A 26,404-nucleotide genomic window follows, 5' to 3' on the forward strand; every position below is an offset into this window, starting at 1 on the left:
CGAGCCGTTCACCGCATCGGTACTCGATGCGGTCAGCGCGCCGCTTGCCACGTTGTGAAGCGCCACAGGCGTATTCGCGTCAACACCGCCGAGCGTCACCGAATCATGCGCCGACGACTCGTACATCACCGCATCGGCTGTCTGACCTTGCAACGCCGTGATCGCCGTCGTATTCGCCGTCACCGCCGTGTTGGTCGCGTTGAGTTGCGAGCCGTTCACCGCATCGGTGCTGCTCGACGTGATCTGCCCCGCCGCCACATTCGTCACCTGACGCTCCGCGCCCTTCGCGCCCACGCTCACCACGCCGGTGGGCGACACGCCCGCGAAATCGTACGTCTTGCCGCCGATCACGCCGCTCGCCGTCGCGACAGCCGCAGACGTCGCCGCACCACTGCCCAACGCCACCGAATTCGCCACCAACGCCTTCGCGCCATTGCCGATCGCCACCGAACTGCCCACGGCGGCCGTCGCGCCGCTGCCGAGCGCAAGCGAGTCGTCGCCTTGCGCGAGCGTCGACGCGCCCACCGCCACGGCACGCGCGCCCGTCGCCTTCGCGGCGCCGGTCTGGGTGGCGTCCACCCTGTCGCCGCCGAGCGCGACCGATTGCACGCCGCCGGCCGTCGCGCCGCCGCCCAGCACGGTGGCGCCGTCCGCGAGCGCGTTGCTGTGATCGCCGAACGCAAGCGCCGACACGCCGTTCGCGACCGACGACGTGCCAATGGCCATCGAATCGGTGTCGTTTGCATAGGCATTACAGCCCATCGCAAAGTAATTCAGGCCCGAACCGCCGATCGTCGTGCCCGAGCAGCTATCCGCCGAAATGACCGGCGAACCTTCCGTATCCAGCACAAGGGCCGCGCGCGCGTCGTCCAGTGCGCCACTCGATGCAGCGGCCACGGCGAGCGCACTCAGGAGCACGCCCCCCTTGCCCCGGGCGCGCGCGCTCTCCTGCACCGCGACCCAGCACCCCGTTGCGGCGCTCCAGATGCTCCGATAAATCCTGTTCATTCGCCATCCTTATCATTGCAACAACACCGCGAATCCAGAGAGAACGAACAGGATTCGTCAGGCTCCGACGCGCTTCGCGATTCAGCATTGCAGGGCGTCCACGCCGGACGCCCACGTCGCGCATCGGCCGCTGCGACAGTGCGGCGGCACATCGCGCCGCCTGCGTGGAGCGGGACGCAACATGCAACAAAGATTTGCAATCGATGAAGTATCGACCGAGGGGAAATCCTATGACCGCGTAGGACGCAGAAAAATAGGAATATTCCTAAATGAGATAGGGCGCGGACCTGCGCGCAGGGTCCACGTCAAACTCGTCCGATATTGGCGATGTCGCCCATGCGGCCATCCTGCGTCACGCCGCCGCAATAAAAAAAAGCCCGGTGGTCTTTCGACCACCGGGCCTGGAATGCGCGGCTTGTGTGCTCAGCCGCGCGGTTCACCCCGTAGCATTGTTTTTTTCCTGGCGCTCGATTACCACTGATAACCCGCGCCAACGGTCACGCCGGTGTTGCCCTGGCTGCTCGAACTCGCCGATGCCTTGGCGACCCAGCGGTTGTTGCGCGTCACGTAGGACACACCGAGCGCCATGCCGGTCTGACCGCCGATACGCGAACCGGCAGCGGCCACCATCGTCTTGCCCGGCTCGGTCGGCTGGGGGAGACCCGCCACCGCCATCGCCGCCGCCGCCGCGCCGAACGCGTCCTTGCGCACGTCGCTGATCTGGTTCTGCACGCCAGCGATACGCTGATCGACATAACCCTGACCCTGCGAGGCCATCGCGTTGAGCTGGTTCACGTTCACCGCATCGGTGCCCGCCGTGCCCGCCGCGACGTTGGTGATCTGGCGTTCGCTGCCCGCCGAGCCCACCGACACCGCGTTGTCGCGATCGGCGATCGAACCTGCGCCCAGCGCCACCGCGTTCGTGCCGCTGGCCTGTGCGTTCGCGCCGATCGCCACCGACTTCTCGCCGCTGGCCACCGCGTTCGCACCCGCCGCCGTCGCATGAGCGCCGGTTGCCTGCGCGCCTTCCGTGTCGCGGTTGCCTTGCGCCGCGAAGAACGGGTTGACCGCCGCTTCCGCCGCCTGCTGGACCGACGCGATGGCGTCGTTCATCTGGCCGACGTTGACCGCATCGGTGTTCGCCGTGCCGGCCGCGACGTTGTGCAAGCCGACCGGCGTGCTGCCGTCGCCGAACGTCACCGAATCGTGCGCCGACGAGTCGTACATCACCGCGTTCGCCATCTGCCCTTGCAGGTTCGTCACGTTGCCTTGCAGGCCCGCGATGTCGGTCGTGTTCTGCGCGACCTGCTGATTCGTCGCGTAGAGCTGCGAGCCGTTCACCGCGTCGGTGCTCTGCGCGTTCAGCGCGCCCGCCGACACACCGGTCAGCACACGCGTGCCCGCCGTGCCCGTGAAGTCCACCAGATTGCCGTCGGTGCCCTTCGCGACCGTGATGGTGCGCGTGGTGGCGTCCTGCTGCACGAGGCCGATGGTGCCGCTGCTCAGCGCGTCGGACAGATCCTTCACGCGGCCGTCGATGTTCGTGAAGGCATCGCCGGCGTTGTTGAACGTCGAGCCGCCGATGTTGTACGTCGGACCGGAAATCGAGCCGTCGTCGTTCACCGTCGAGCCGCCGCCCAGACCGGTCGCCGTGCTGCTGGCGAGCTTGTAGAGCTGCGAGCCGTTCACGGCGTCGGTGCTCGACACGTTCACCGCGCCCGCCGCCACGTTGTGCAGCGCGACCGGCGTGCTCGAACCGGCACCGCCCAGCGTCACCGAGTCATGCGCCGACGAGTCGTACATCACCGCGTCGGCCATCTGACCGCCGAGGCTGGTGATGCTGCCCGCGAGGTTGCTCACGTCGCCCTGCAGCGTCGTCACCGAGCCTTGCAGATTGCTGATGTTGGTCGTGTTCAACGTCACCTGCGTGTTGGTCGCGTAGAGCTGCGCGCCGTTCACCGCGTCGGTGCTGGTCGACGACAGCGTGCCCTGCGCCACGTTGCTCAGCTTCACGTTCGTGCTCGCGCCGACACCGCCCAACGTCACCGAGTCATGCGCCGACGAGTCGTAGATCACTGCGTCCGCCATCTGACCGCCGAGGCTGGTGATCTGGCTCTGCATGGTGGTGATGTTGTTGTTCGTTGCGTACAGCTGCGAGCCGTTCACGGCGTCGCTGCTGGTCGACGACAACGTGCCTGCTGCCACGTTGCTCAGCTTCACCTTCGTGCTCGCGCCGACACCGCCCAGCGTCACCGATGCATGCGCCGACGAGTCATAGATCACCGCGTCAGCCATCTGGCCGCCGAGGCTGGTGATCTGGCTTTGCAACGTCGTGACGTTGCCCGCGATGTTCGACACGTTCGTGTTGGTCGCGTAGAGCTGCGAACCGTTCACCGCATCGCTGCTGGTCGACGACAACGTGCCCGCTGCCACGTTGCTCAGCTTCACGTTCGTGCTCGCGCCGACACCGCCCAGCGTCACCGAAGCATGCGCCGATGAGTCGTACAGCACCGCATCCGCCATCTGACCGCCGAGGCTGGTGATCTGGCTCTGCATCGTGGTGATGTTGCTGTTCGTCGCGTAGAGCTGCGAGCCGTTCACCGCATCGCTGCTGGTCGACGACAGCGTGCCTGCTGCCACGTTGCTCAGCTTCACGTTCGCGCTCGCGCCGACACCACCCAGCGTCACCGACGAATGCGCCGACGAGTCGTACATCACCGCATCCGCCATCTGGCCGCCGAGGCTGGTGATGCTGCCCGCGATGTTGCTCACGTCGCCTTGCAGCGTCGTCACCGAGCCTTGCAGGTTGCTGATGTTGGTCGTGTTCAACGTCACTTGCGTGTTGGTTGCGTAGAGCTGCGAGCCGTTCACGGCGTCGCTGCTGGTCGACGACAACGTGCCCGCTGCCACGTTGGTCAGCTTCACGTTCGTGCTCGCGCCGACACCGCCCAGCGTCACCGATGCATGCGCCGACGAGTCGTACAGCACCGCGTCAGCCATCTGACCGCCGAGGCTGGTGATCTGGCTCTGCAACGTCGTGACGTTGCCCGCGATGTTCGACACGTTCGTGTTCGTCGCATAGAGCTGCGAACCGTTCACTGCATCGCTGCTCGTCGACGACAGCGTGCCCACCGCCACGTTGCTCAGCTTCACGTTCGTGCTCGCGCCGACACCGCCCAGCGTCACCGATGCATGCGCCGACGAGTCGTACATCACCGCGTCAGCCATCTGACCGTTGAGGCTGGTGATCTGACCTTGCATCGTCGTGACGTTGCCTTGCAGATTGCTGATGTTCGTCGTGTTCGCCGTCACCTGCGTGTTGGTCGCGTAGAGCTGCGAGCCGTTCACCGCGTCGGTGCTGGTCGACGTCACACGGCCTGCTGCGACGTTCGTCACCTGACGTTCTGCGCCTGCCTTGCCCACGCTCACCACGCCGGTCGGCGTCGTGCCTGCATAGGTGTATGTCGTGCCACCGATCACACCATTGGCGGTCGCCACAGCCGCAGCCGTGGTTGCGCCGTTGCCCAGCGCCACGGAGTTCACCGTGGAAGCATTCGCACCGGTACCGATCGCAACCGCGCCGGCTGCGCTAGTCGAAGCGAGTGCGCCGATGGCCGTCGAGTTGGCCGCCGCCGCGCTGGCCGCGCCGCCAAACGCAACGGCGCCCGATGCCTTGGCATAGGAACTGCTGCCCACTGCCACGTTGTTGCCGCTCCCTCCTGCCGAGCCTGCATTCGCGTTGTTGCCCAGCGCGACCGAATCGTAGCCTTCAGAGAACGCGGACTGACCGATCGCGATATCGGAGGAATTGTTGTAGAGCGACCCGGTGTTCGTTTGAGCCCCATTGCCGATGGCAATCGAACGATAGCCCTGCGCCGACGCGCTTGCACCCAGCGCGACATTGCCGCCCTGCGAGTTAAAGCCCGCTCGGCTTGCCGCCGCTCCATCACCAATCGCGATGTCATCCGCGTAATTGGCAGCGGCGGCCGGCCCGATCGCCGTCGAGTTCGCACCGTTCGCCACCGAATCCGCCAGCGACGAGTTCGTGTGGAAGTACTTGATGCCGCCGCCGTTCGTGATGTTGTTGACGGCGCTGTTGAGGCTCGTGATCGAGGTCGTGTTCGCCGTCACCTGCGTGTTGGTCGCGTAGAGCTGCGAGCCGTTCACCGCGTCCGTGCTGCTGGACGTCACTTGACCCGCCGCGACGTTCGTCACCTGACGTTCGGCGGTTGCCTTGCCCACGCTCACCACGCCGGTGGGCGACGTGCCTGCATAGGTGTACGTCGTGTCGCCGATCACGCCATTGGCGGTCGCCACAGCGGCCGCCGTGGTCGCGCCATTGCCCAGCGCAACCGAGTTCACCGTGGAGGCATTCGCGCCGTAGCCGAGCGCGGTGGCATTCGTCGCGGATGCCGTCGCCCGGGGGCCGAGCGCGGTACTCCACGAACCGCTCGCGGTCGTCTGATAGCCGGTCGAAACCGCTACGCCATTGGCATACGATCCGTTGCCCAAAGCCACGCCAGAGTTGTTGCTATCGGTCGATGCAACCGTGGCACCTTTACCCAGCGCGACGCCGTTTGCGATGCTGCTGGCGGCAGAGCCAATCACGATCGCGTCGTTCCCCAGGGACGTGGCGCCGGTACCGATCGCTACGGCGTTTGACGCCGTCGTCGTCGACGCATTGCCGATCGCGATGGCATTCGCACCACTCGACGACGCAGCGGAGCCGATCGCAACACTGTTGCTGCCGGCGGCGTTCGCCGTGAAGCCGAATGCGTTGCTGCCGGTACCGCCCGCATTGGCCTGCATGCCGACTGCCGTCGCGCTACCTGCCGCGGTCGAGCCGAATCCCATGGCGACGCCATAGTCGCCCTTCACCGAGGCGAACGCGCCATAAGCCGTGGCCGCAAGCATGTTGCCGCCCGAGGCGGAACACCCTGCGACCAGCGAATAGGATCCGCTACCGTCGATCGGGTTGGTTTCCGCGGCGTAAGCCACGCCGTTGATGGTCCCCGCGCCAGTGCTGCATGTGCCAGTCGAAGGCACAATGGTAGAGGCCTTGGCATTCATCGCGACACCGCCAAACGCAGTGGCCGCAAGCGACGCAGCAAGCACGGTCCGAACCGTCCGCAGGCGCGAACCTTTTCCACGCGCCCGCGCGGTTTCCTGCGCCACCACCCACGCACCAATCGCCGCGTTCCACACAGTGCGATAAATCTTGTTCATCTTGGATTCCTCGGGAAAAGTTACTGGACAGCGATTCACAACCAAAAACTTCGCTATCCGAAATAAATGCCTCTTCACAGAGCCCGTGGCACGAATGTCTGCCTCCATTCAAATCAGGTAGCAGAACAATCGATGGGGTTGTGGAAGCGATGAACCCAGTCTAAAAATTTCCGCGATGCGAGCGAATAGGACGAATTCGAATCAGGGCCGGTGCGGCGTGGGTTGACGCACGGCGGCCACGCGCAAGCCGAGGTGTCTCGCATATCGGAGAAACCATCGGAATAGGACGAATTCGAAAGGCGGGAAAATCGCGCACGAGAACCGGGCGCGCGGTACGCGAGAAAGCGTGAGGAGAGAGAAAAACAAAACGGGCCGCGCTCAAGGAGCGGCGGCCCGTTTAAACATGGTCAGATCCGCACAAGACGGATCGCACAAAAGAACTTTAACGATTCACGAAATCCGGTTCGAAAAACACCCAGCGCACTTCTGGAAAACGCGCCTGCAAATCGGCCTCGATTTCGTTGATGGCTTCGACCATCGTGCGGCTGTGATCGTAATCGATCATTTCGGCCTGCACCGCCACGACGATTTCCTTGCCCCATTGCAGCGTGATGATGTTCATGATCGCGCGGATCTCGGGACGCGCGCGCAAATACGCCTCGATGGCGCGGCGCATCTCCGGGCTCGCCGATTCGCCCACGATCATCGACTTCACCTCGCGCGCGACGAGCCACGCGATCGTCATCAGCAAAAAGCCGATGCAGATCGAGCCGCACGCGTCCCACACCGGGTTGCCGGTAACGACGGTCAGCAGCACCGCGACGAACGCAATCGCGAGACCCGCGAGCGCGGCGACGTCCTCGCCCGCCACGACCAGCAGATCGGAATCGCGCGTCTCGCGAAACCAGCGCCACAGCGGTTTGCCGGGATTGCCCTTGCGAATCTCGCGCATCGCGCCGTACAGCGAAAGCGCCTCCAGCACCACCGAAATGCCGAGCACGGCGAGCGCGATATAGACGTACTGCAGCGGCTCGCGCGTGAACAGCCGATGCACGCCCTCGTAGACGGAAAACGCGCCGCCCACGAAGAACAGCAGCAGCGCGACCAGCAGCGAGTAGAAGTTGATCGCGCGGCCCGAGCCCATCGGATGCAGCGGCGAAGGCGGCTCGCGCGACTGGCGCAGGCCGAACAGCAGCAGCAGTTGATTGCCGCAATCGGCGGTCGAGTGAATCGCCTCAGCGAACATCGAGCCGGAACCCGTGAACACCGCCGCCGCGTATTTGCAGACGGCGATGCCCGCGTTTGCCGCGAGCGCGTAGAAAATGGCTTTCGGCGACTCCGCGCTCATACGACCTCGACGCGCGCGGGGCCTTCGCTCAATTCGCCGATCACGCGCGCATCCGCGAAACCGTCGTCGCGGAACAGCGCGAGCACATCCTCCACGCGTTCCGGCGCGCAGGCGACGAGCAGGCCGCCTGAGGTCTGCGGATCGGTGAGCAGCGTGCGCGCGCTCTCGGGCAGGCCCGGCGCGAGCGTCACGCCCTCGCCGTACGAGGCCCAGTTGCGCCCCGACGCGCCCGTGAACACGCCCTGATCGACGAACGCCTCGACGCCCGGCAGCCACGGCAGATCCGCGTAACGCACGCGCGCCGTGAGACCCGCGCCGCGCGCGATTTCGAGCGTATGGCCGAGCAGGCCGAAGCCGGTCACGTCGGTCATGGCGTGCACGTCGTCGAGTTCGGCGAGCGCCGCGCCCGGCTTGTTGAGCATCGTGGCGGCGGCGACCATCGCCTGGTAGCCGGCATCGTCGAGCAGATCTTTCTTGAGCGCCGCCGAGAGCACGCCCACGCCGAGCGGCTTGCCGAGCACGAGCACGTCGCCCGCGCGCGCCGACGCGTTGCGCTTCACGCGCGACGGATGCACGACGCCGAGCGCCGCGAGCCCGTAGATCGGCTCGACCGAGTCGATCGAATGGCCGCCCGCGACGGGAATGCCCGCCGCCGCGCAGACGTCCTCGCCGCCGCGCAGCACCTGCGCGATGACTTCGTGCGGCAGCACGTTGATCGGCATGCCCACCAGCGCGAGTGCGAGGATCGGCTTGCCGCCCATCGCGTAGACGTCGGAGAGCGCGTTGGTCGCGGCGATGCGGCCGAAGTCGTACGGATCGTCGACGATCGGCATGAAGAAGTCGGTGGTCGCGACGATGGCCTGCTCGTCGTTGAGCTGATAGACGGCGGCGTCGTCGGCCGTCTCGGTGCCGACGAGCAGATTGGGGAACGCGGCCGTGAGCGGCGTGCTGCGCGCGAGCAGCGCGGAGAGCACGCCCGGCGCGATCTTGCAGCCGCAGCCGCCGCCGTGCGAAAGGCTCGTGAGGCGCGGCGCGGCGCTGCCCGATGAAGTGCGGACGGTGTCGTTCATGGCGGGAAATCTTCCTGAAAGTGCTGACGAAACGTCCCTATTATGGGGCAATCGTCACGGCGGCGATGCAGGCTCGTCCGGCGCGAGGGCGGGCGAATCGGCTTGCGGTTCCGCCTCGGCGCTCGCGCTCGCGGAATCGCTCACAGAATCGCTCGCGGGATCGCTCGCTAATTCGCTTGCGGATTCCGTCACGGATTCATTCACCGCTTCGATCGCGCAGATCGCCTCGATCAGCCAGTGCGGATCGTCGTGCGGCAAATCGTGGCCCGCCCACGGATGCTCGACGTGGCGCGCGCCCCACGCCTGCGCGAGCCGCGCCGAACACACGGGATTCACCAGTTGATCCGCGCGCGACGACGCCACCAGCACCTCGCAGCGCGGCACGCCGCGCGCCGAAAACCGCGCGGCGGCCCAGAGCTGGCGCAGCGCGTTCGCACGGCTCACCGGCGCGCTCGCGCGGATCGCGCGCCAGGTGTCGAGATCGGCGGCGAGCGTGTTGCGGCGCGCGCAGGTCGCGGCATGAATGCGCGTCTCGGCCACGCCGATGCGGTCGCGCCCGCGCCAATGCTGCGCCGCGTGCAGCAGCGCGGGCCACGCGGCGGGCCGCAGGCGCTCGTCGAAACGGCTGAAGGGCTGCATGCTCGTGTTCACGAGCACGAGCCGCGCGATCTCGGCCGGAAAGCGCAGCGCCCAGGCCGTCGCGACCATGCCGCCGAGCGACATCGCCAGCACGCGGACCGGCGGCGCGCCCTCGCGGAGCACCAGCGCGCGCTGAAGCTCGTGGCGCACGGCATCGACGTAATCGTTCACGTCGAGCGGCGACACCGCGTGATGGCGCGTGCCGTTGCCCGGTAGATCGACAGGCAGCACGGCGCCGCCACGCGCTTCGAGCAGCGGCGCGAACGCGCCCCAATGCCGCGACTCGCGCGTGAGCCCGCGCAGCAGCACCCACGGCGCTGAAGCCGCCGACGACGACGATGGGTTCAGGTTCGCACTCATACGCCGGGCCGCTGATACCAATGCCCGATCGCGCTTTGCAGCACCTGCTGGCGCGCGACGCCTTCGGGCAGCCAGCGTTCGGACGAATACGCGGCGCGCGTGAGGAAATCGAACAGATTCGCGTGACGCCGCAGCACGCGCGCGGTGCGGTGCTGCATCACCGGATTGAACATGCCCTGACGCGAAAAGATCTGGCGCGGATTTTTCTTGATCCACAGCCACGAGCCCAGTTCGAGCGTGAGCGGCAGGAACACGTTGTCGGCGGGCGCGCGATCGTACGCGCAATCCCACAGATCGCCGTGCAGCAGATATTGATGGCTCTGCGGCTCGAACGTGTAACCGTGATGCGGATGCGCGCGTTCGAACATCGTTTTCAGCACGTACATTTCAGGCAGATGACGCATGAGCTGACGCGTGCGCGCGTACGGAAACCAGATGCTGTCGCTCCATCCGTAACCCGAATGACAATCGAGCGCGAACGCGAGCGGCCGGTTCGTGAGTTCGTCGTCGACCACTTTGAGCAGCGCCGAGGCTTCGGTTTCCATCGTCGCGCCGCGCCGTCCGCGATACCACGGCAGCCACGACCCCACGCGCTGGCCGCCCGCGAGAAAGGGCACGCGCTCGTCGGCGTCCTGCGGCGCGTTGCGCATCAGATCGACGCCATTCGGATTCGCGCGCGTGGCGAGCCACATGCCGCCCGGGTTGACGATGGGCATCATCACGAGCCGCACCGATTCGAGCTGGCGCATCAGCAATTCGTCCCACGCGAGACGGCCCACGAGCGCGCGCATGTAATCGAGCACGAGTTGCGAGCCGATGCGTTCGAGCCCATGAATGCCGCCGAAAAAGCCGATCGCGGGCGCGTGCGGATCGCGCGAGCCCACCGCCGCCACGTAGAGCGAAAACGACCGGCCGCGCACCGCGACCTCGCCCGCGCTGCGGATGTCGAACCAGGGCGAGCCCGCGTCGAGGAGCGTTTTCAGGTCCTCGTATTCGGCGAAGCTGTCGGGAAGGAAGCTCAGTGCCTGCATGGCGTCGCGGGTCGTCGCTCGTTCGGTTCAAGGGAAACAGCGCGGCATTCGAAAACCGGGGACAGCACATGCGTTTGCCAACAATATAGCCCTTTCATGCGGCATTCCGCGTGACATGTGTGAGACGTCACACAGATGTCATCACCTCGACTTGTTGCGCCCTCGTGAACGTCTTGTGAATGTGTAGTCGTCTAGACGTCGCGACACCTTCACTCAACCGTCATAGTCGCTTCCTAGAATGTCCCCGACTCGAGCACGGGATGCGCACGCCTCCCACTCATCGGATGAATGGAGCCGACGCTGACATGAGCGCGCAAATGGACGCAATTCGAATCGAACGACTGTCGAAAACTTTCGGGCCGCAGCGCAAGGCGCTCGACGAAATCAACCTGCGCGTGGGCGTGGGCGAAATGGTCGCGTTGATCGGCGCATCGGGCTCGGGCAAGTCGACCTTGCTGCGCCATATCGCGGGTTTCGTCGCCGCCGATCCGCAGCCTTCGCGCATCGAGATTCTCGGCCGCCCGATCCAGCAGGACGGACGCATCGTGCGCGAAGTGCGCCGCATTCGCCGCGACGTCGGCTTCGTGTTCCAGCAGTTCAATCTCGTGCATCGCCTGAGTGTCGAGACCAACGTGCTGATCGGCGCGCTCGCGCGCCTGCCGCTGTGGCGCCGTCTCACCGGCCGCTTTCCGCGCAGCGAGCGCGAGTTGTCGATCGCGGCGCTCGCGGAAGTCGGTATCGCCGATAAAGCGCACGAGCGCGCCGCGAATCTCTCCGGCGGCCAGCAGCAGCGCGCCGCGCTCGCCCGCGCGCTGGTGCAGCGCGCGCGCCTGATTCTCGCCGACGAACCGATCGCCTCGCTCGATCCCGAATCGTCGCGCCGCGTGATGGACATGCTGCGCATGCTCAATCGCAATCACGGGCTCACGGTGGTGGTGTCGCTGCATCAGGTCGATATCGCCATGCAGTATTGCCCGCGCACGATCGCGCTGCGCGACGGCCGCGTGGTCTACGACGGGCCGTCCGCCGCGCTCACGCCCGAGCTGTTGCAGAAGCTGTACGGCAGCGCCGCGCGCGAATTGCTCGAAGCGGATGCGGCGCCTTCACAGGCGTCCACGCAAGCGGAAACACAAGCAGCAACACAAGCGGCAACGCAAGCACGCGCGCAGCAGTTCGGCGCGCAGCCGAAGGCGGCCTAGCCCCTTCTGCGCGAATCGCAAGCAAACGTTTTCTTCCCCAACCGAACCGGACCGCCTCTCACATGAAACTGATCCGTTCCCTGCTTTCCTGCTGCGCCGCCGGCGCCGTTGCGTTCGCCTCGCTCGGCGCATCGGCCGCTCATGCCGACGACCTGAACTTCGGTATTATTTCGACCGATTCATCAGCAGTCCTCAAGCAGCGCTGGCAACCGTTCATCGACGACATGAGCCGTCAGACTGGCCTGCACGTGAATGCGTTCTTCGCCACCGACTACTCGGGCATCATCGAGGCGATGCGCTTCAACAAGGTGCAGATCGGCTATTTCGGCAACGCCTCGGCGATGGAAGCCGTGGACCGCTCGAACGGCGAAGTGTTCGCGAAGGTGCTCTACGCGAACGGCGACGCGGGCTACAAGTCGGTGCTGATCACCAACGTCGACAGCCGCGTGAAGACGCTCGACGACGTATTCAAGAATCCTAAGGAACTCACGCTCGGCTGGGGCGACCCGAATTCCACGTCCGGCTCGCTGATCCCCGGTTATTACCTGTTCGCGCAGCGCAATCTGCCCGTGAACGCGACCACGTTCAAGACCGTGCTGCCGTCGAGCCACGAAGCGAATCTGCTCGCCGTGGTCAACAACAAGGTCGATATCGCCACCAACAACACGATGGAACTGGCCACGCTGGAACGCAAGCACCCCGACCGCTTCAAGCAGGTGCGCGTGCTGTGGACCTCGCCGCTGATTCCGTCCGATCCGCTCGTGATGCGCAAGGATCTGCCCGAGGCGACCAAACAGAAGCTGCGCGACTTCTTCTATCACTACGCGAAGACCGATCCGCGCGAGAAGAAGATCATGGCCGATATCACCGGCTACGCGGGCTTCGCGCCGTCGAGCGACGAGCAACTGCTGCCGATCCGCCAGATCGCGCTGTTCCAGCAAAAGCAGAAGATCACCGCCGACACGCATCTTTCCGACGACGACCGCAAGAGCCAGATCGCGGCCATCGACGCGAAGATCGGCGCGCTCAACGCCGCCGCGAAACCGTGATGGGCGCGATGGACTTCGACGCCCCGCCGATCGCCGCGCAGAACGCGCAGAACGCCCCGAACGCCCAGAGCGCCCAGAGCGCCGATGCGAAAGCGCGCCTGCAAGCCGCCTCAAGCAAGCGCAGCTGGTCCTCGCTCGTGCTGTGGGCGATCGTGCTGATGCTGCTCGGCGCGGCGTGGCGCGGCGCGGACATGCGCCCGCTCGACCTGCTCTCCGATTCGGCGAACATGGGCACCTTCGCTGAAGGCTTCTTTCCGCCCGACTTCCACGAGTGGCGCACCTACGTGCACGAAATGTGGGTGACCATCGCGGTCGCGCTCTGGGGCACGGCGCTCGCGCTCGTCTGCGCGGTGCCGTGCGGGCTGATGTCGGCGCACAATCTCGCGCCGCGCTGGGTGCTGCATCCGGTTCGCCGCCTGATGGACGCGTGCCGCGCCATCAACGAGATGGTGTTCGCGATGATCTTCATCGTGGCCGTCGGGCTCGGTCCGTTCGCGGGCGTGCTCGCGCTGTGGGTGCACACCACGGGCGTGCTCGCCAAGCTGTTCGCGGAAGCCGTCGAAGCCATCGATCCGCGTCCCGCCGAAGGCGTGCGCGCGACCGGCGCCACGCCGCTCGACGAAATCATCTACGGCGTGCTGCCGCAAGTCATGCCGCTGTGGATCTCCTACGCGCTCTACCGTTTCGAGTCGAACGTGCGCTCGGCGATGGTGGTGGGCATGGTGGGCGCGGGCGGCATCGGCGTCGTGCTCTACGAGGAAATCCGCTCGTTCGACTATCCGCAGACCTGCGCGGTGCTGATCATGGTCGTGGCCGTGGTGACGGTGATCGATCTGGTGTCGGCGCGGCTGCGCGCGCGCGTGATCTGATCGCGGTTTTCGCCGATACGGCGCTTCTTGTGCGCCGCGTTGTGCGCCACGCTTGCGTGCTGATCGACGCGAGCCCCGGGACGAGGGTCTCGCGGCTCGCGTTGCGCATTGCTCGCGTGGCTCAAGCAGCGTGACAAACGCGCTACAGGGTGAAATTCGCCGCGAGGTTCGCGGCCAATTCGCTGGCATCGCCCGCCATTCGCTGGAATAATGAGAGCCTTGCGGCGATTTGCATCGCTTTGTGGCAAATTGTGGCATTCACCGCGCCGCGTTCTCCACCTCCAACCGCCTCACCGCGATCACTCTCGATGGCCAGTTTCGTCGTCCTGCTGGTTTTGCTCTCGGCGCTCATGCACGCGAGCTGGAATGCCTTCCTTCATCTCTCGAACGACCGCGTCTGGCTGCTCGGCATGTTCTCGGTGCCGTATGTGATCGTGAGCGCGATCGCCGTCTGCGTGCTGCCGCTGCCCGACGCCGCGAGCTGGCCGTACATCGCCGCCTCCGCCGTGCTCGAACTCGCGTACTGCTTCACGCTCGTGCGCGCCTATCGCAGCGGCGACTTCGGCCAGATCTACCCGATCGCGCGCGGACTCTCGCCGCTGCTCATTTCGGCGGGCGCGCTGGTGTTCGTGCACGAGGAACTGCACCCGCTCGCGGCAACCGGCGTCGTGCTGGTCTCGCTCGGCATCATGTCGCTGGCGTTCCGGCGCGGCATGCGCTTCTCCGGCGAAAGCGTGCCGTATGCGCTGCTCACGGGTCTGTTCATCGCGGTCTATTCGATCGTCGACGGCCTCGGCGCGCGCGCCGCGGGCAACGCGCTCAGCTACATCATGTGGGTCTATCTGCTCTGGAACGTGCCGCAGTTCCTGATCGTCTGCAAGATGCGCGGCGGTGCGGCACAGATGTTCACGTCGAAGGCCGCCGTCGCGCGCGGCATGCTCGCGGGCGTGCTCGCGCTCGTCGCGTATTGCTTCGTGATCGAGGCGTTCCGTTTCCTGCCGATCGCGATGGTGTCGGCGCTGCGCGAACTGTCGTCGATCTTCGCGGTGCTGATCGGCTGGCTGTTCATGAAGGAGCAACTCACGGCGCGCCGCATGATCGCGTGCGCGCTCGTGACTTGCGGCGCGGTGTTGATCCGGCTTTAAACAGCTTTAAGCGGCTGCAGGCGCGCAGTTCAAGCGAACGTCGGCAACGTCACGTCGATGGCTTCGGCGAGCGTGTCGAACGCGGGCGCGATCTCCTCGTCGGGCACGCACGCATAGCCGATCAGCAAGCCCGACGCCGCGCGCTCGCGCTCCGAGTAATACCCCGACAAGGGCCGCACGACGATGTTGCGCGCGAGCGCGGCCTCGGCCACGGCGCGGTCGTCGCTGCCTTCGGGCAACTGCATCACGACGTGCAGGCCCGCATCGCCGCCGAGCGCGGGCAGCGCGTCGCCGTAACGGCGCGTCGCGGCGTCGAGCAGCGCCTGACGACGCTGGCCGTAAAGCGCGCGCATCTTGCGGATATGCGACGTGAAATGCCCCTCGGCGATGAACTCCGCCAGCACGGCCTGCTGCAATAGCTGGCCTTCGCGATACAGCTCGGCGCTCGCGGTCGCGAAGCTTTCGGCGAGCGGTTCGGGCGCGACCAGATAACCGACGCGCAGCCCCGGAAACAGCGTCTTGCCGAAGCTCCCCACATAGATCACCTGCCCCGCCGTATCGAGCCCTTGCAGCGATGCGAGCGGACGGCTGCCGTAACGGAATTCGCTGTCGTAATCGTCCTCGATGATCCAGCACTGATGCTGGCGCGCGTATTCGAGCAACATGCGGCGGCGCGCGAGGCTCATCACCATCCCGAGCGGATATTGATGCGACGGCGTGACGAGGATGAGCTTCGGCGGCGGCGCGGCGAAATCGGCGGCGGACGGGTTGATGCCCTCGCTGTCGACGGCGACCGGACGCGCCTTCAGCCCCGACACGTGCAGCACGCTGCGCACGCCCCAGTAGCACGGATCTTCGGTCCAGATGGTGTCGCCGGGATCGGACAGCAGACGCACGGCCAGGTCGACCGACTGGTGGATGCCGGTCGTGATGATGATCTGCTCGGGCGAGCAGCGCACCGAGCGCGAGGTGCGCAGATAGTCGGCGAGCACGTGACGCAGCAGCGCGAGGCCGCCGCCCGGCGCGTAGGTCAGCAGGTCGGGGCGCAGGCTGCGCCAGTATTTGTTGTGCAGACGCGTCCAGACGCGCGCGGGAAAGCGCGAGACGTCGGGGACGCCCGGCATGAACGCGCCGCCCTGACGCTTCGAGACGCCCGCGCCCGCGATCAGGCGCGCGCCGCGCGTGGATAAGGCACGCGCGGCGGGGCGATGGATCTGGGCGGCGGCGGCGAGTGCGTCGGGCGGTAGCGAGAGCGATGGCGATGGCGTCGCGGTGGATGCGGATGCGGCGAGGCCTGGGTGCGCCGCACTCGCCACGGCCGCCGCGAGCGTGCCGCCTGCTGAATGCCGCGCGTTCGCGCTCGCGGGTGATCCGGCTGCGGCTCCGGTTGTGGCCCCAACTCCGGCTCCAGCTCCGACTCCGGCCAGCCCCATCGCGCCCCGCACGCCGGGGCTGTTAGTTGCAATCCCGACGCCCGACGATCCGGCTCCTCCCGCTACGCCACTTTTCCGCCCATCGACAGAGCCAATTTCCGCCGCGCCGACGATTTCATCCGGCGACGTATCGGCGACAAACGTGCCGCGCCCGGTCGCCGAGGTCACATAGCCTTCGAGCACCAATTGTTCGTAGACCTGCGTGACGGTATTGCGCGCGATCCCCAATTCCGCCGCCAGCAGCCGTGAAGACGGCACGCGCGCGCCCGCGGGCAGCTCGCGCGACAGGATCGCCTGCTGCAACAGCCGGTGCAACTGGCGATAGACGGGCTGTCCGCTGCCGCGCTCGATCCGCTGGGCCAGCCAGTCTGACAGGACACTCGCTCGCATCGAAATTGGCTCCTATGAATTTATTTGAATGGCTCTGAAATTTAGAGCCAAACGTGAGTATAGTCGCGCCATGGACTGCTTGCCGGTCCACCAACCAATCCGAAAACCGAAGTTTGTGAAGGAGATGAACGTGAGCAAGAACGCCGATCTGCAGAGCCGCAAGGACGCCATCACGCCGCGCGGCGTGGGCGTCATGTGCAACTTCTACGCCGAGCGCGCTGAAAACGCGGAACTGTGGGACGTCGAAGGCCGCCGCGTCATCGACTTCGCCGCCGGCATCGCCGTGTGCAACACGGGCCACCGCCATCCGAAGATCGTCGCCGCCATCAAGGCGCAGCTCGATCGCTTCACGCACACCGCCTACCAGATCGTGCCGTACGAGTCGTACGTCTCGCTGGCCGAAAAGGTCGCCGCGCGCGCACCGGGCAGCTTCGCGAAGAAGGCCGCGTTCTTCACGACCGGCGCCGAAGCCGTCGAAAACGCCGTCAAGATCGCCCGCGCCTCGACCGGCCGTCCGGGCGTGATCGCCTTCGCGGGCGGCTTCCACGGCCGCACGATGATGGGCATGGCGCTCACCGGCAAGGTCGCGCCGTACAAGCTCGCGTTCGGTCCGTTCCCGGCCGACGTCTACCACGCGCCGTACCCCAACGCGGTCCACGGCATCAGCACGGCCGACTCGCTCAAGCACATCGAGATGCTGTTCAAGGCCGACATCGATCCGAAGCGCGTCGCCGCGATCATCTTCGAACCGGTTCAGGGCGAAGGCGGCTTCTACCAGGCGCCGGCGGACTTCGTGCGCGGCCTGCGCCAGATCTGCGACACGCACGGCATCCTGCTGATCGCCGACGAAGTGCAAACGGGCTTCGCGCGCACCGGCAAGCTGTTCGCGATGGAACACTACGACGTCACGCCTGACCTGATGACGATCGCCAAGAGCCTGGCCGGCGGCATGCCGCTGTCGGGCGTGGTCGGCCGCGCCGAAGTCATGGACGCGGCAGCGCCCGGCGGCCTCGGCGGCACGTACGCGGGCAACCCGCTGGCCGTGGCGTCGGCGCACGCGGTGCTCGAGATCATCGAAGAAGAAAAGCTCTGCGAACGCGCCACGAAGCTCGGCGACAAGATCAAGGCCAAGCTCAACGCGATGAAGGCAGAAGTGCCGCAAATCGCCGACGTGCGCGGTCCGGGCGCGATGAACGCCGTGGAATTCTGCAAGCCGGGCACGAGCGAAGCCGACGCCGACTTCACGAAGCGCGTGCAAACCGCCGCGCTGAACCGCGGTCTGCTGCTGCTGGTTTGCGGCGTGTACTCGAACGTCGTGCGTTTCCTGTTCCCGCTGACGATCCAGGACAACGTGTTCGACGAAGCGCTCGCGATCCTCGAAGAGTCGATCAAGGAAGCCGTGGGCGTGCCGGCGTAAGCCTCACAGCCTGCATCGCGACCGCTGCAAGACCTCCGGCCCGCCGCGCGCGGGCCATCCCTGACGGCACATCGGCACTTGCCGCTGTGCCGTTCGTCGTTGTGCGCCGTGCGCCGCGACGACCCACCGAATTACATCGCATTCAATCGAATCGAAGCCTGTCGGGAGTTCTGAGATGAACCTGAAAGACGCATCGCTGCTGAAGAATCTGGCCTACATCAACGGCGAATGGCAAGGCGCCGAAGACGGCGCCACGCTCGACGTGACCAATCCCGCCACCGGCGCGCTGATCGGCACGGTGCCGCGCATGGGCGCCGCCGAAACGCGCCGCGCGATCGCCGCCGCGAACGCCGCGTGGCCGAAGTGGCGCGCGAAGACCGCGAAGGAACGCAGCGTCATCCTGCGCAAGTGGCACGACCTGATGATGGAAAACGCCGACGACCTCGCGCTGATCCTCACGACCGAACAAGGCAAGCCGCTCGCCGAAGCGAAGGGCGAAATCGGCTACGCCGCCTCGTTCCTCGAATGGTTCGCGGAAGAAGGCAAGCGCATTTACGGCGACACGATCCCGACCGTCGCCAACGACAAGCGCCTCGTCGTGACGAAGGAAGCGATCGGCGTGTGCGCCGCGATCACGCCGTGGAATTTCCCCGCCGCGATGATCACGCGCAAGGTCGGCCCCGCGCTCGCCGCAGGCTGCCCGATTGTCCTCAAGCCCGCCGAAGCCACGCCGTTCTCGGCGCTCGCGCTGGCCGTGCTGGCCGAACGCGCGGGCGTGCCCGCGGGCATCTTCAGCGTCGTCACGGGCGACCCGAAGGCCATCGGCGGCGAACTGACGAGCAACCCGACCGTGCGCAAGCTGTCGTTCACGGGCTCGACCCCGGTCGGCCGCCTGCTGATGAGCCAGTGCGCCTCGACGGTCAAGAAGGTCTCGCTCGAACTCGGCGGCAACGCGCCGTTCATCGTGTTCGACGACGCCGATATCGACGCCGCCGTCGCGGGCGCAATCGCCTCGAAGTATCGCAACAGCGGCCAGACCTGCGTCTGCACGAACCGCTTCTACGTCCACGACGCCGTGTACGACACGTTCGCCGCGAAGCTCAAGGACGCGGTCGAAAAGCTCAAGGTCGGCCTCGGCACCGAGGGCGGCGTGACGCAAGGCCCGCTGATCAACGAAGCGGCCGTGCTGAAGGTCGAATCGCATATCGAAGACGCGCTCGGCAAGGGCGCGCACGTGCTGACGGGCGGCAAGCGCCACGCGCTCGGCCACGGCTTCTTCGAGCCGACCATCCTGACGGGCGTCACGCCCGCGATGAAGGTCGCGCGCGACGAGACCTTCGGCCCGCTCGCGCCGCTGTTCCGCTTCTCGTCGGACGAGGAAGTGATCAAGATGGCGAACGACACCGAGTTCGGCCTCGCCGCCTACTTCTACAGCCGCGACATCGGCCGCGTCTGGCGCGTGGCGGAAGCGCTCGAATACGGCATGGTCGGCATCAACACGGGCCTGATCTCGAACGAAGTCGCCCCGTTCGGCGGCGTGAAGCAATCGGGCCTCGGCCGCGAAGGCTCGCACTACGGCGTGGACGATTACGTCGTCATCAAGTATCTGTGCATGGCGGGGATGTAAATCTGCCTGTCGATTGACCCGGCGCGCGCGTTGCTCAAGCGCGCCGCGTTGCTCGTACGCTTGCACGTAAAAACGCCGGCGCATCGCGATCACTCGCGGTGCGTCGGCGTTGTCTTTAATGACGCCGGAAAGCGCGCTTGCGCAGCGCTTTAGTCCGTCGCTTACTCAGTCGCTTACTCCGTCGCGCCCACCGGCGTGACCTGCGTCGCGTAAGCCGACACGAACACGGCATGCACCGTGTCGCCGACCTTCAGGCTCTTGAGATCGATATCCGACGGCGCTTCGAGCGTGACCGTCTGATACGCGCCGCGCAGCGTAACCTCGCGCTTCTTCGCGTTGATGTGCTGCACGGTCGCCTGCACCTCGACCTGGCGCGCGGCGTCGTAACCCGACGAAGCGGGCAGATAAACGTTGGTATCCACGCGCTTGCGGATGCCCTTTCCGCTGCCGGTCACCTTCTCGGCCGTCACGAGCAGCGCGTTCTTGTAGAGCACGTCAACGGTATCGCCAACGTTCAGCTGATCGAAATTGCTGACCTGCGGGCTCAGCGCGATATCGACGTCGTTGCCGCGCGGGCCGCGCAGCGTGACCACGCGTGCGGCGCGGTCGATGCCGACGATCTTCGCCTTCACGTGCACCGGCGGCACGTTGGCGACGATCGCCTGCGCCGCGCCCGCCAGCGCCGATTGTCCACCCGCCTGGTCCGGCTGCGCGGGCTGCTCGTTCTGCGCCCACGCCGCCTGGCCGACGGCCACACCCATCACCATTGCTGCTGCCAAAGTCGCTGCCTTCATCATCCGCGTTCTCCTTCAAAGACGGGGTTTGAATCACGATGCAACGGAATTGCGATCGGCTGCGATCGTCGATTGCGACCGACGACCTCGCGCCGATGTGGAGGCGATTTTACGCGCGGCTTTCTGATCGAGCGTCGTAACTGTCCGCGTCCGGTATCAGGTTATTCGCGTTGTATGAAGGACTTCGACGCGCAGTCGATGGGAATTGGACTTCGCGCAAATCAGCGGAGATTCGGGACGAAAAAAAACCGCGAACCCGAAGGTCCGCGGTTTCGCGCAATCGATGCGGCATGTTTCAAAACATCGCCGCGTGATGCCTTGGGCTTAGACGCGCTCGATCGCGATGGCGATGCCCTGGCCGACGCCGATACACATCGTGCACAGCGCGAAGCGGCCGTTGGTGCGATGCAGTTGATACATCGCCGTCGTCACCAGACGCGCGCCGCTCATGCCGAGCGGGTGGCCCAGCGCGATCGCGCCGCCATTCGGGTTGACGCGTGCGTCGTCGTCGGCCACGCCGAGCATGCGCAGCACGGCGAGACCTTGCGAAGCGAACGCTTCATTGAGCTCGATCACGTCGAACTGATCGATCGTCATGTTCAGACGCGCGAGCAGCTTTTGCGTGGCCGGGCCCGGGCCGATGCCCATCACGCGCGGCGCGACGCCCGCGGTGGCGATGCCGAGCACGCGTGCGCGCGGCGTGAGGCCGAAGCGCTTGGCGTTTTCTTCGTTGGCGAGCAGCAGCGCGCAGGCGCCGTCGTTCACACCCGACGCGTTGCCGGCCGTGACCGAGCCGTCCTGGCCCACGACGCCCTTGAGCTTCGCGAGCGCTTCGAGCGTGGTTTCACGCGGATGCTCGTCGCGCGAGAACACGAGCGGATCGCCCTTCTTCTGCGCGATCGACACCGAGACGATTTCCTGCGCGAGCGTGCCGTCGGCGATGGCGCGCGCGGCCTTCAACTGGCTGCGCAGCGCGAAGGCGTCTTGATCGGCGCGGCTGATGTTGTAGTCGACCGCGACGTTTTCCGCCGTTTCCGGCATCGAGTCGACGCCATATTGCTGCTTCATCAGCTTGTTGACGAAGCGCCAGCCGATGGTCGTGTCGTAGATGGCGGCGTCGCGCGCGAACGCGGTCGCGGCCTTGCCCATGACGAACGGCGCGCGGCTCATGCTTTCCACGCCGCCCGCGATCATCAGACCCGCTTCGCCCGACTTGAGCGCGCGCGCGGCGATGCCGACGGCGTCCATGCCCGAGCCACAGAGACGATTGACGGTCGAGCCCGGCACGGCCTGCGGCAGGCCCGCCAGCAGCGACGACATACGCGCGACGTTGCGGTTGTCTTCGCCGGCCTGGTTCGCGCAGCCGTAGATCACGTCGTCGATCGCGGCCCAGTCCACTTCCTTGTTGCGCTCCATGAGCGCCTTGAGGGGCACGGCGCCGAGGTCGTCGGCTCGAACCGGGGAAAGGGTGCCCGCGTAGCGGCCGATCGGCGTGCGAATCGCGTCGCAGATGAATGCTTCCGTCATTGAAGTCTCCTGTGGACCCTGGTGCGAGCGTGGTGGCTCGACCCGAATCTCATGCAAAGCTGATTGAGATAGACGGACTGCGCGGGCGAAAAGGAGGGATCGAACGCGCACGTCCTCGTGCGTGATGTTCGATATGCGAACTCATGGTCGATAATCGAACATTTGGCGCCCATGATAGGCGTCGCGGCGCGCGAGTGTCAAGCGTGCAACCCGTCCATAAAGCGCAGACAAAACGGCAACGGCCGCACAGATCAAGGAACTGTGCGGCCGTTGCGGGTAGTGCCTGCGCGCCAGGCAGGACGCGCGCGATGCGGCTTAGCGCGACATCATGTTCATACTGACGTTATGCATGACCCAGATCGTGCCGAAGATCAGGAACGCAGCGGCTAGCACAGTATAGGCGAGCGACAGTACGTTCCAGCCCTGCCCCGACGAGTTCAGATGCAGGAAGAACACGAGGTGGACGACAACCTGCACGAAGGCCAGCACGGCGATCACGATCAGCGCGGTGGTGGCGTCCAGCGTACCGTGCAGCACGATGCCGAACGCGCCGGCGGTCAGCAGCACCGAGAGAATGAAGCCCGTTGCATAGGTGCTGAGGCTGCCATGGGCTTCTGCTTGAGGATGAGCCATTTAGAGCACGCTCCCGAGATAGACAAAAGAAAACACGCAGATCCAGACCACGTCCAGGAAGTGCCAGAACAGGCTGAGGCACGTGAGGCGGCGGATCGCCTGGTCGTCGAGTTGCGGCTGGCGCATGACCTGCACCATCAGCACGATCATCCAGACGAGGCCGAAGAACACGTGCAGACCGTGCGTGCTCACCAGCGCGAAGAACGACGAGAGGAACGCGCTGCGCTGCGGACCCGCGCCTTCGGCGATCAGGTGCGAGAACTCGTTGAGTTCCAGCCCGAGGAACGCCAGGCCGAGCACGAAGGTCACGGCCAGCCAGCCGAGCACCGCGCCGGTCTTGCGGCGGTGCGCCGCGAGCATCGCGAAACCGTAGGTGATGCTCGACAGCAGCAGTGCGGCGGTTTCCACCGCGACATCGCCGATCTTGAACAGGTCCTTGCCCGTGGGGCCGCCCGCGAACTGATGGCCGAGTACGCCGAACGTGGCGAACAGCGACGCGAACAGAATGCAGTCGGTCATCAGGTACACCCAGAAGCCGAACACCGAATTCGACGGCGGATGATCGTGATGATCGAGATCGGCGAGCGTTGCCGTATGAGTTTTCTGTAACATCGTTTAAGCCTCCAGCGCTTCCATTTCGCGCTCGGCGGCAACCGCCGCGCGATGGCGCTTCTCTTCGATCTCGCGGACCTTGGCGGCCGGAATGTAGTAGCCGTCGTGCTTGCCGAAGCTATGCAGCGCAACCGTCACGACGATGGCGACCAGCGAGAGCACCGCGAGCCACGTGATGTGCCAGATGCCCGCGAAGCCCAGCACCAAGCTGAACATGCCGATCAGGAAACCCGACGCCGTGTTCGACGGCATATGGATGTCCTGGTACTTCGCCGCGAGACCCAGGCCACGGCCCGTTTCCTTCATGTGCGCGAAGGCGTCGATGTCATGCACCTGCGGGATGACCGCGAAGTTATAGACCGGCGGCGGCGACGAGATCGACCATTCGAGCGTGCGCGCGTCCCACGGATCGCCCGTGACGTCCTGGCATTCCGCCTTGTTGCGGTTCACGAACGCCATCACCCACAGCACCACCTGGAACACCACGCCCAGCGCGATGATGGCCACGCCCACGGCGGCCAGCAGGAACCACGGATGCCATGCCGGATTGTCGTAGTGGTTCAGACGGCGCGTGGCACCCATGAAGCCGAGCACGTACAGCGGCACGAAGGCCACGTAGAAACCCACGAACCAGCACCAGAACGACGCCTTGCCGAGCTTCTCGTTCGGCTTGATGCCGAATACCTTCGGGAACCAGTAGTGCAAGGCCGCGAGGTAGCCGAACACCACGCCGCCGATGATGGCGTTGTGGAAGTGAGCCACGAGGAACAGCGAGTTGTGCAGCACGAAGTCCGCACCCGGGATCGCCATCATCACGCCGGTCATGCCGCCGATCGAGAAGGTGACCATGAAGCCGATCGTCCACAGCACGGGTGCCGTGAATTCGATGCGGCCGCGATACATCGTGAACAGCCAGTTGAAGATCTTCACGCCCGTGGGGATCGCGATGATCATGGTCATGATGCCGAAGAACGCGTTGACGTCGGCGCCCGAGCCCATCGTGAAGAAGTGGTGCGCCCACACGAGGAACGCGAGAATCATGATGACGCACGAGGCGTAGACCATCGTCTTGTAGCCGAACAGCGGCTTCTTCGAGAACGTGGCCATGACTTCCGAATAGATGCCGAACGCGGGCAGCACGAGGATGTACACCTCGGGGTGGCCCCACGCCCAGATCAGGTTCAGATACACCATCGGGTTGCCGCCGCCGTCATTCGTGAAGAAGTGCGTACCGACGTAACGGTCGAGGCCGAGCAGCGCGAGCGCGATCGTGAGGATCGGGAACGTGGCCATGATCAGCACGTTCGAGCAGAGCGCGGTCCACGTGAACACCGGCATCTTCATCAGGCTCATGCCCGGCGCGCGCATCTTGATGATCGTGACGAAGAAGTTGATCGCCGTGATCAGCGTGCCGACGCCCGACAACTGCAGCGCCCAGATGTAATAGTCGACCCCGACGCCTGGACTGTATTGCAGCTCCGAAAGCGGCGGATACGCGAGCCAGCCCACCTGCGCGAATTCACCGATCACGAGCGACAGGTTCATGAGGATCGCGGCGATTGCTGTCATCCAGAACGAGAGCGAATTCAGGAACGGGAACGCCACGTCGCGCGCGCCGATCTGCAGCGGCACCACGATGTTGAACAGGCCGACCATGAGCGCCATCGCCATGAAGAAGATCATGATGACGCCGTGCGCCGTGAAGATCTGGTCGTAGTGGTGCGGCGGCAGATAGCCGGGCGCGTCGAACGCCAGCGCCTGCTGGATACGCATCATGACCGCGTCGGCGAAGCCGCGCACGAGCATGAGCACCGCGACGATCATGTACATGACGCCGATGCGCTTGTGGTCCACGCTCGTGAACCACTCGTTCCACAGGTACTTCCACTTGCCCGTCACGGTGATGAGGCCGAACACCGCGAGCACGATCAGCGCCATGAACGCGGCCGCGCCCATGATGATCGGCTGATCGAATGGAATCGCCTCTAATGTAAGTTTGCCGAACATGCCTGCTTACCCCTTGGTCGCGCACGACGGGTCACTGAAATTCGTGACGTGGCCGTTGTTGTACTTCGCGATGATGTTGTTGAAGAGCTTCGGGTCGACCGTCGAGAAGTACGCCACCGGCGCCTTCTCCTGCGGCTGCGCGACGCTCACGTACTGGTCCATGGTGAGGTCGGCGCGCGACGCCTTGACCTTCTGGACCCACGCGTCGAAGTCCTGCTGGCTCGTGGCGAGCGTGCGGAACTTCATGTCGGAGAAGCCCTTGCCGCTATAGTTGGACGAGATGCCCGCGTAGTCGCCCGCGTGGTCGGCGATCAGGTGCAGACGCGTCTGCATGCCGGCCATGGCGTAGACCTGGGTGCCCAGCTGCGGGATGAAGAACGAGTTCATCACCGAATCCGACGTGATGCGGAAGTTCACCGGCGTGCCGACCGGGACGGCGAGCTGGTTGACCGTGGCGATGCCGAGGTCCGGGTAGATGAACAGCCACTTCCAGTCGAGCGCGACGACGTCGACGTTGATGGGCTTCGTGTTCGACTCCAGCGGCTTGTAGGGGTCGAGCTCGTGCGTGGTCTTCCACGTGAGGACCGCGAGGAACAGGATGATGATGGCCGGAATGGTCCAGACCACCACTTCGATCGCGGTGGAGTGCGCCCACTTGGGTGCGTAGGTGGCGTTGCGGTTCGACGCTCGATAGCGCCAGGCGAAGTAGAGCGTGAGCAGGATCACGGGCACCACGACGAGCAGCATGGTCCATGTTGCCGTGGCGATGAGTTCTTTCTCGGCGACGCCCACGCTGCCTTTGGGATCGAGCAGAACCATGTTGCCGCTACATCCCGCGAGGGAGACGAGCAGCCCGCTGCCGAGGGGGATTAACCACCTTTTGAAGGCCTTTCTCTTCATAATTGCCTGATTTTCCGTTGAACCACTTTGGACGCTTCACGCACTCGCATTGCAATAAAACCGCTCTGCAAAATGCACCCGTATCGTATTTGGCGAAATTCTACGGAAAGGAACTATTCA

General features: G+C 65.4%; 19 protein-coding genes and 1 pseudogene. 6 read left to right on the forward strand and 14 right to left on the reverse strand.

The window, feature by feature from the left end; all coding sequences use genetic code 11:
* From LDO54_RS26205 to LDO54_RS26235, 7 genes and pseudogenes are all read right to left on the reverse strand, one after another.
* A partial coding sequence (locus LDO54_RS26205; RefSeq protein ID WP_290371137.1) for an ESPR-type extended signal peptide-containing protein occupies positions 1 to 1,008 on the reverse strand: 1,008 nt, incomplete at its 3' end.
* 471 nt (positions 1,009 to 1,479) lie between these two features.
* Entirely contained in the window at positions 1,480 to 6,006 is a 4,527-nt protein-coding gene (locus LDO54_RS26210) for a YadA-like family protein (RefSeq protein WP_224013670.1), read from the reverse strand.
* A 96-nt stretch (positions 6,007 to 6,102) separates the two neighbouring features.
* A pseudogene (locus LDO54_RS39065) lies at positions 6,103 to 6,342 on the reverse strand (ESPR domain-containing protein); the annotation flags it as partial.
* A gap of 334 nt (positions 6,343 to 6,676) precedes the next feature.
* Positions 6,677 to 7,582, reverse strand: coding sequence for a cation diffusion facilitator family transporter (locus LDO54_RS26220; RefSeq protein WP_224013591.1), 906 nt, complete (start codon positions 7,580 to 7,582; stop codon positions 6,677 to 6,679).
* Positions 7,579 to 8,652, reverse strand: coding sequence for a selenide, water dikinase SelD (selD, locus tag LDO54_RS26225; RefSeq protein WP_224013592.1), 1,074 nt, complete (start codon positions 8,650 to 8,652; stop codon positions 7,579 to 7,581). The genes LDO54_RS26220 and selD overlap by 4 nt, the downstream gene beginning before the upstream one ends.
* Before the next feature lie 54 nt (positions 8,653 to 8,706).
* Positions 8,707 to 9,651 (reverse strand): alpha/beta fold hydrolase, encoded by a 945-nt coding sequence (locus tag LDO54_RS26230; protein WP_224013593.1) that lies wholly within the window; start codon positions 9,649 to 9,651, stop codon positions 8,707 to 8,709.
* Entirely contained in the window at positions 9,648 to 10,682 is a 1,035-nt protein-coding gene (locus tag LDO54_RS26235) for a M14 family zinc carboxypeptidase (protein WP_224013594.1), read from the reverse strand. The genes LDO54_RS26230 and LDO54_RS26235 overlap by 4 nt, the downstream gene beginning before the upstream one ends.
* Positions 10,683 to 10,987: 305 nt before the next feature.
* On the opposite strand from LDO54_RS26235, the gene phnC reads away from it, so the two are divergent.
* From phnC to LDO54_RS26255, 4 genes are all read left to right on the forward strand, one after another.
* A complete protein-coding gene (gene phnC, locus LDO54_RS26240; protein WP_224013595.1) occupies positions 10,988 to 11,881 on the forward strand; it encodes a phosphonate ABC transporter ATP-binding protein in 894 nt (297 codons plus the stop codon).
* Positions 11,882 to 11,943: 62 nt separating this feature from the next.
* The gene (phnD, locus tag LDO54_RS26245) at positions 11,944 to 12,930 is read left to right on the forward strand and encodes a phosphonate ABC transporter substrate-binding protein (RefSeq protein WP_224013596.1); all 987 of its coding nucleotides are present in this window, start codon (positions 11,944 to 11,946) and stop codon (positions 12,928 to 12,930) included.
* A gap of 8 nt (positions 12,931 to 12,938) precedes the next feature.
* Positions 12,939 to 13,799 carry a phosphonate ABC transporter, permease protein PhnE gene (gene phnE / locus LDO54_RS26250; RefSeq protein WP_224013597.1) on the forward strand — a complete coding sequence of 287 codons (861 nt, stop codon included), beginning with the start codon at positions 12,939 to 12,941 and terminating at the stop codon, positions 13,797 to 13,799.
* Positions 13,800 to 14,107: 308 nt separating this feature from the next.
* A complete protein-coding gene (locus tag LDO54_RS26255) occupies positions 14,108 to 14,944 on the forward strand; it encodes an EamA family transporter (protein WP_224013598.1) in 837 nt (278 codons plus the stop codon).
* 29 nt (positions 14,945 to 14,973) lie between these two features.
* Here LDO54_RS26255 and LDO54_RS26260 read toward each other — a convergent pair whose 3' ends face one another.
* Positions 14,974 to 16,767, reverse strand: coding sequence for a PLP-dependent aminotransferase family protein (locus LDO54_RS26260; RefSeq protein ID WP_224013599.1), 1,794 nt, complete (start codon positions 16,765 to 16,767; stop codon positions 14,974 to 14,976).
* Between the two features lie 124 nt (positions 16,768 to 16,891).
* On the opposite strand from LDO54_RS26260, the gene gabT reads away from it, so the two are divergent.
* Both gabT and gabD read left to right on the forward strand, forming a co-directional pair.
* Positions 16,892 to 18,184 carry a 4-aminobutyrate--2-oxoglutarate transaminase gene (gene gabT / locus LDO54_RS26265; protein WP_224013600.1) on the forward strand — a complete coding sequence of 431 codons (1,293 nt, stop codon included), beginning with the start codon at positions 16,892 to 16,894 and terminating at the stop codon, positions 18,182 to 18,184.
* 175 nt (positions 18,185 to 18,359) lie between these two features.
* Positions 18,360 to 19,811 carry an NADP-dependent succinate-semialdehyde dehydrogenase gene (gene gabD / locus LDO54_RS26270; RefSeq protein ID WP_224013601.1) on the forward strand — a complete coding sequence of 484 codons (1,452 nt, stop codon included), beginning with the start codon at positions 18,360 to 18,362 and terminating at the stop codon, positions 19,809 to 19,811.
* A gap of 173 nt (positions 19,812 to 19,984) precedes the next feature.
* On the opposite strand, the gene LDO54_RS26275 is transcribed toward gabD, so the two are convergent.
* The 6 genes from LDO54_RS26275 to cyoA form a co-directional block, all read right to left on the reverse strand.
* Positions 19,985 to 20,605, reverse strand: a complete 621-nt coding sequence (locus tag LDO54_RS26275) for a hypothetical protein (RefSeq protein WP_224013671.1) — start codon at positions 20,603 to 20,605, stop codon at positions 19,985 to 19,987.
* Between the two features lie 324 nt (positions 20,606 to 20,929).
* On the reverse strand, positions 20,930 to 22,132 hold the full coding sequence (gene pcaF, locus LDO54_RS26280; protein ID WP_224013602.1) for a 3-oxoadipyl-CoA thiolase: 1,203 nt from the start codon (positions 22,130 to 22,132) through the stop codon (positions 20,930 to 20,932).
* Positions 22,133 to 22,447: 315 nt separating this feature from the next.
* Positions 22,448 to 22,765 carry a cytochrome o ubiquinol oxidase subunit IV gene (gene cyoD, locus LDO54_RS26285; RefSeq protein ID WP_224013603.1) on the reverse strand — a complete coding sequence of 106 codons (318 nt, stop codon included), beginning with the start codon at positions 22,763 to 22,765 and terminating at the stop codon, positions 22,448 to 22,450.
* Positions 22,766 to 23,377 (reverse strand): cytochrome o ubiquinol oxidase subunit III, encoded by a 612-nt coding sequence (gene cyoC, locus LDO54_RS26290; RefSeq protein WP_224013604.1) that lies wholly within the window; start codon positions 23,375 to 23,377, stop codon positions 22,766 to 22,768.
* A 3-nt stretch (positions 23,378 to 23,380) separates the two neighbouring features.
* A complete protein-coding gene (cyoB, locus tag LDO54_RS26295; protein ID WP_224013605.1) occupies positions 23,381 to 25,384 on the reverse strand; it encodes a cytochrome o ubiquinol oxidase subunit I in 2,004 nt (667 codons plus the stop codon).
* A 6-nt stretch (positions 25,385 to 25,390) separates the two neighbouring features.
* Positions 25,391 to 26,284 (reverse strand): ubiquinol oxidase subunit II, encoded by an 894-nt coding sequence (gene cyoA / locus LDO54_RS26300; protein WP_224013606.1) that lies wholly within the window; start codon positions 26,282 to 26,284, stop codon positions 25,391 to 25,393.
* Positions 26,285 to 26,404 lie beyond the last annotated feature (120 nt).

The sequence above is a fragment of the Paraburkholderia tropica genome (assembly GCF_914484835.1).
GTDB lineage: Bacteria > Pseudomonadota > Gammaproteobacteria > Burkholderiales > Burkholderiaceae > Paraburkholderia > Paraburkholderia tropica_A.

What these genes read in the sequence shown, in the direction of transcription:
- cyoB (WP_224013605.1), bottom strand. Translation starts at nt 25,384, where the DNA reads ATGTTCGGCAAACTTACATTAGAGGCGATTCCATTCGATCAGCCGATC.
- LDO54_RS26235 (WP_224013594.1), bottom strand. Translation starts at nt 10,682, where the DNA reads ATGCAGGCACTGAGCTTCCTTCCCGACAGCTTCGCCGAATACGAGGAC.
- LDO54_RS26220 (WP_224013591.1), bottom strand. Translation starts at nt 7,582, where the DNA reads ATGAGCGCGGAGTCGCCGAAAGCCATTTTCTACGCGCTCGCGGCAAAC.
- LDO54_RS26255 (WP_224013598.1), top strand. Translation starts at nt 14,108, where the DNA reads ATGGCCAGTTTCGTCGTCCTGCTGGTTTTGCTCTCGGCGCTCATGCAC.
- cyoC (WP_224013604.1), bottom strand. Translation starts at nt 23,377, where the DNA reads ATGTTACAGAAAACTCATACGGCAACGCTCGCCGATCTCGATCATCAC.
- LDO54_RS26260 (WP_224013599.1), bottom strand. Translation starts at nt 16,767, where the DNA reads ATGCGAGCGAGTGTCCTGTCAGACTGGCTGGCCCAGCGGATCGAGCGC.
- LDO54_RS26230 (WP_224013593.1), bottom strand. Translation starts at nt 9,651, where the DNA reads ATGAGTGCGAACCTGAACCCATCGTCGTCGTCGGCGGCTTCAGCGCCG.
- selD (WP_224013592.1), bottom strand. Translation starts at nt 8,652, where the DNA reads ATGAACGACACCGTCCGCACTTCATCGGGCAGCGCCGCGCCGCGCCTC.
- cyoD (WP_224013603.1), bottom strand. Translation starts at nt 22,765, where the DNA reads ATGGCTCATCCTCAAGCAGAAGCCCATGGCAGCCTCAGCACCTATGCA.
- gabT (WP_224013600.1), top strand. Translation starts at nt 16,892, where the DNA reads ATGAACGTGAGCAAGAACGCCGATCTGCAGAGCCGCAAGGACGCCATC.
- cyoA (WP_224013606.1), bottom strand. Translation starts at nt 26,284, where the DNA reads ATGAAGAGAAAGGCCTTCAAAAGGTGGTTAATCCCCCTCGGCAGCGGG.
- phnC (WP_224013595.1), top strand. Translation starts at nt 10,988, where the DNA reads ATGAGCGCGCAAATGGACGCAATTCGAATCGAACGACTGTCGAAAACT.
- gabD (WP_224013601.1), top strand. Translation starts at nt 18,360, where the DNA reads ATGAACCTGAAAGACGCATCGCTGCTGAAGAATCTGGCCTACATCAAC.
- LDO54_RS26275 (WP_224013671.1), bottom strand. Translation starts at nt 20,605, where the DNA reads ATGAAGGCAGCGACTTTGGCAGCAGCAATGGTGATGGGTGTGGCCGTC.
- phnE (WP_224013597.1), top strand. Translation starts at nt 12,939, where the DNA reads ATGGACTTCGACGCCCCGCCGATCGCCGCGCAGAACGCGCAGAACGCC.
- phnD (WP_224013596.1), top strand. Translation starts at nt 11,944, where the DNA reads ATGAAACTGATCCGTTCCCTGCTTTCCTGCTGCGCCGCCGGCGCCGTT.
- pcaF (WP_224013602.1), bottom strand. Translation starts at nt 22,132, where the DNA reads ATGACGGAAGCATTCATCTGCGACGCGATTCGCACGCCGATCGGCCGC.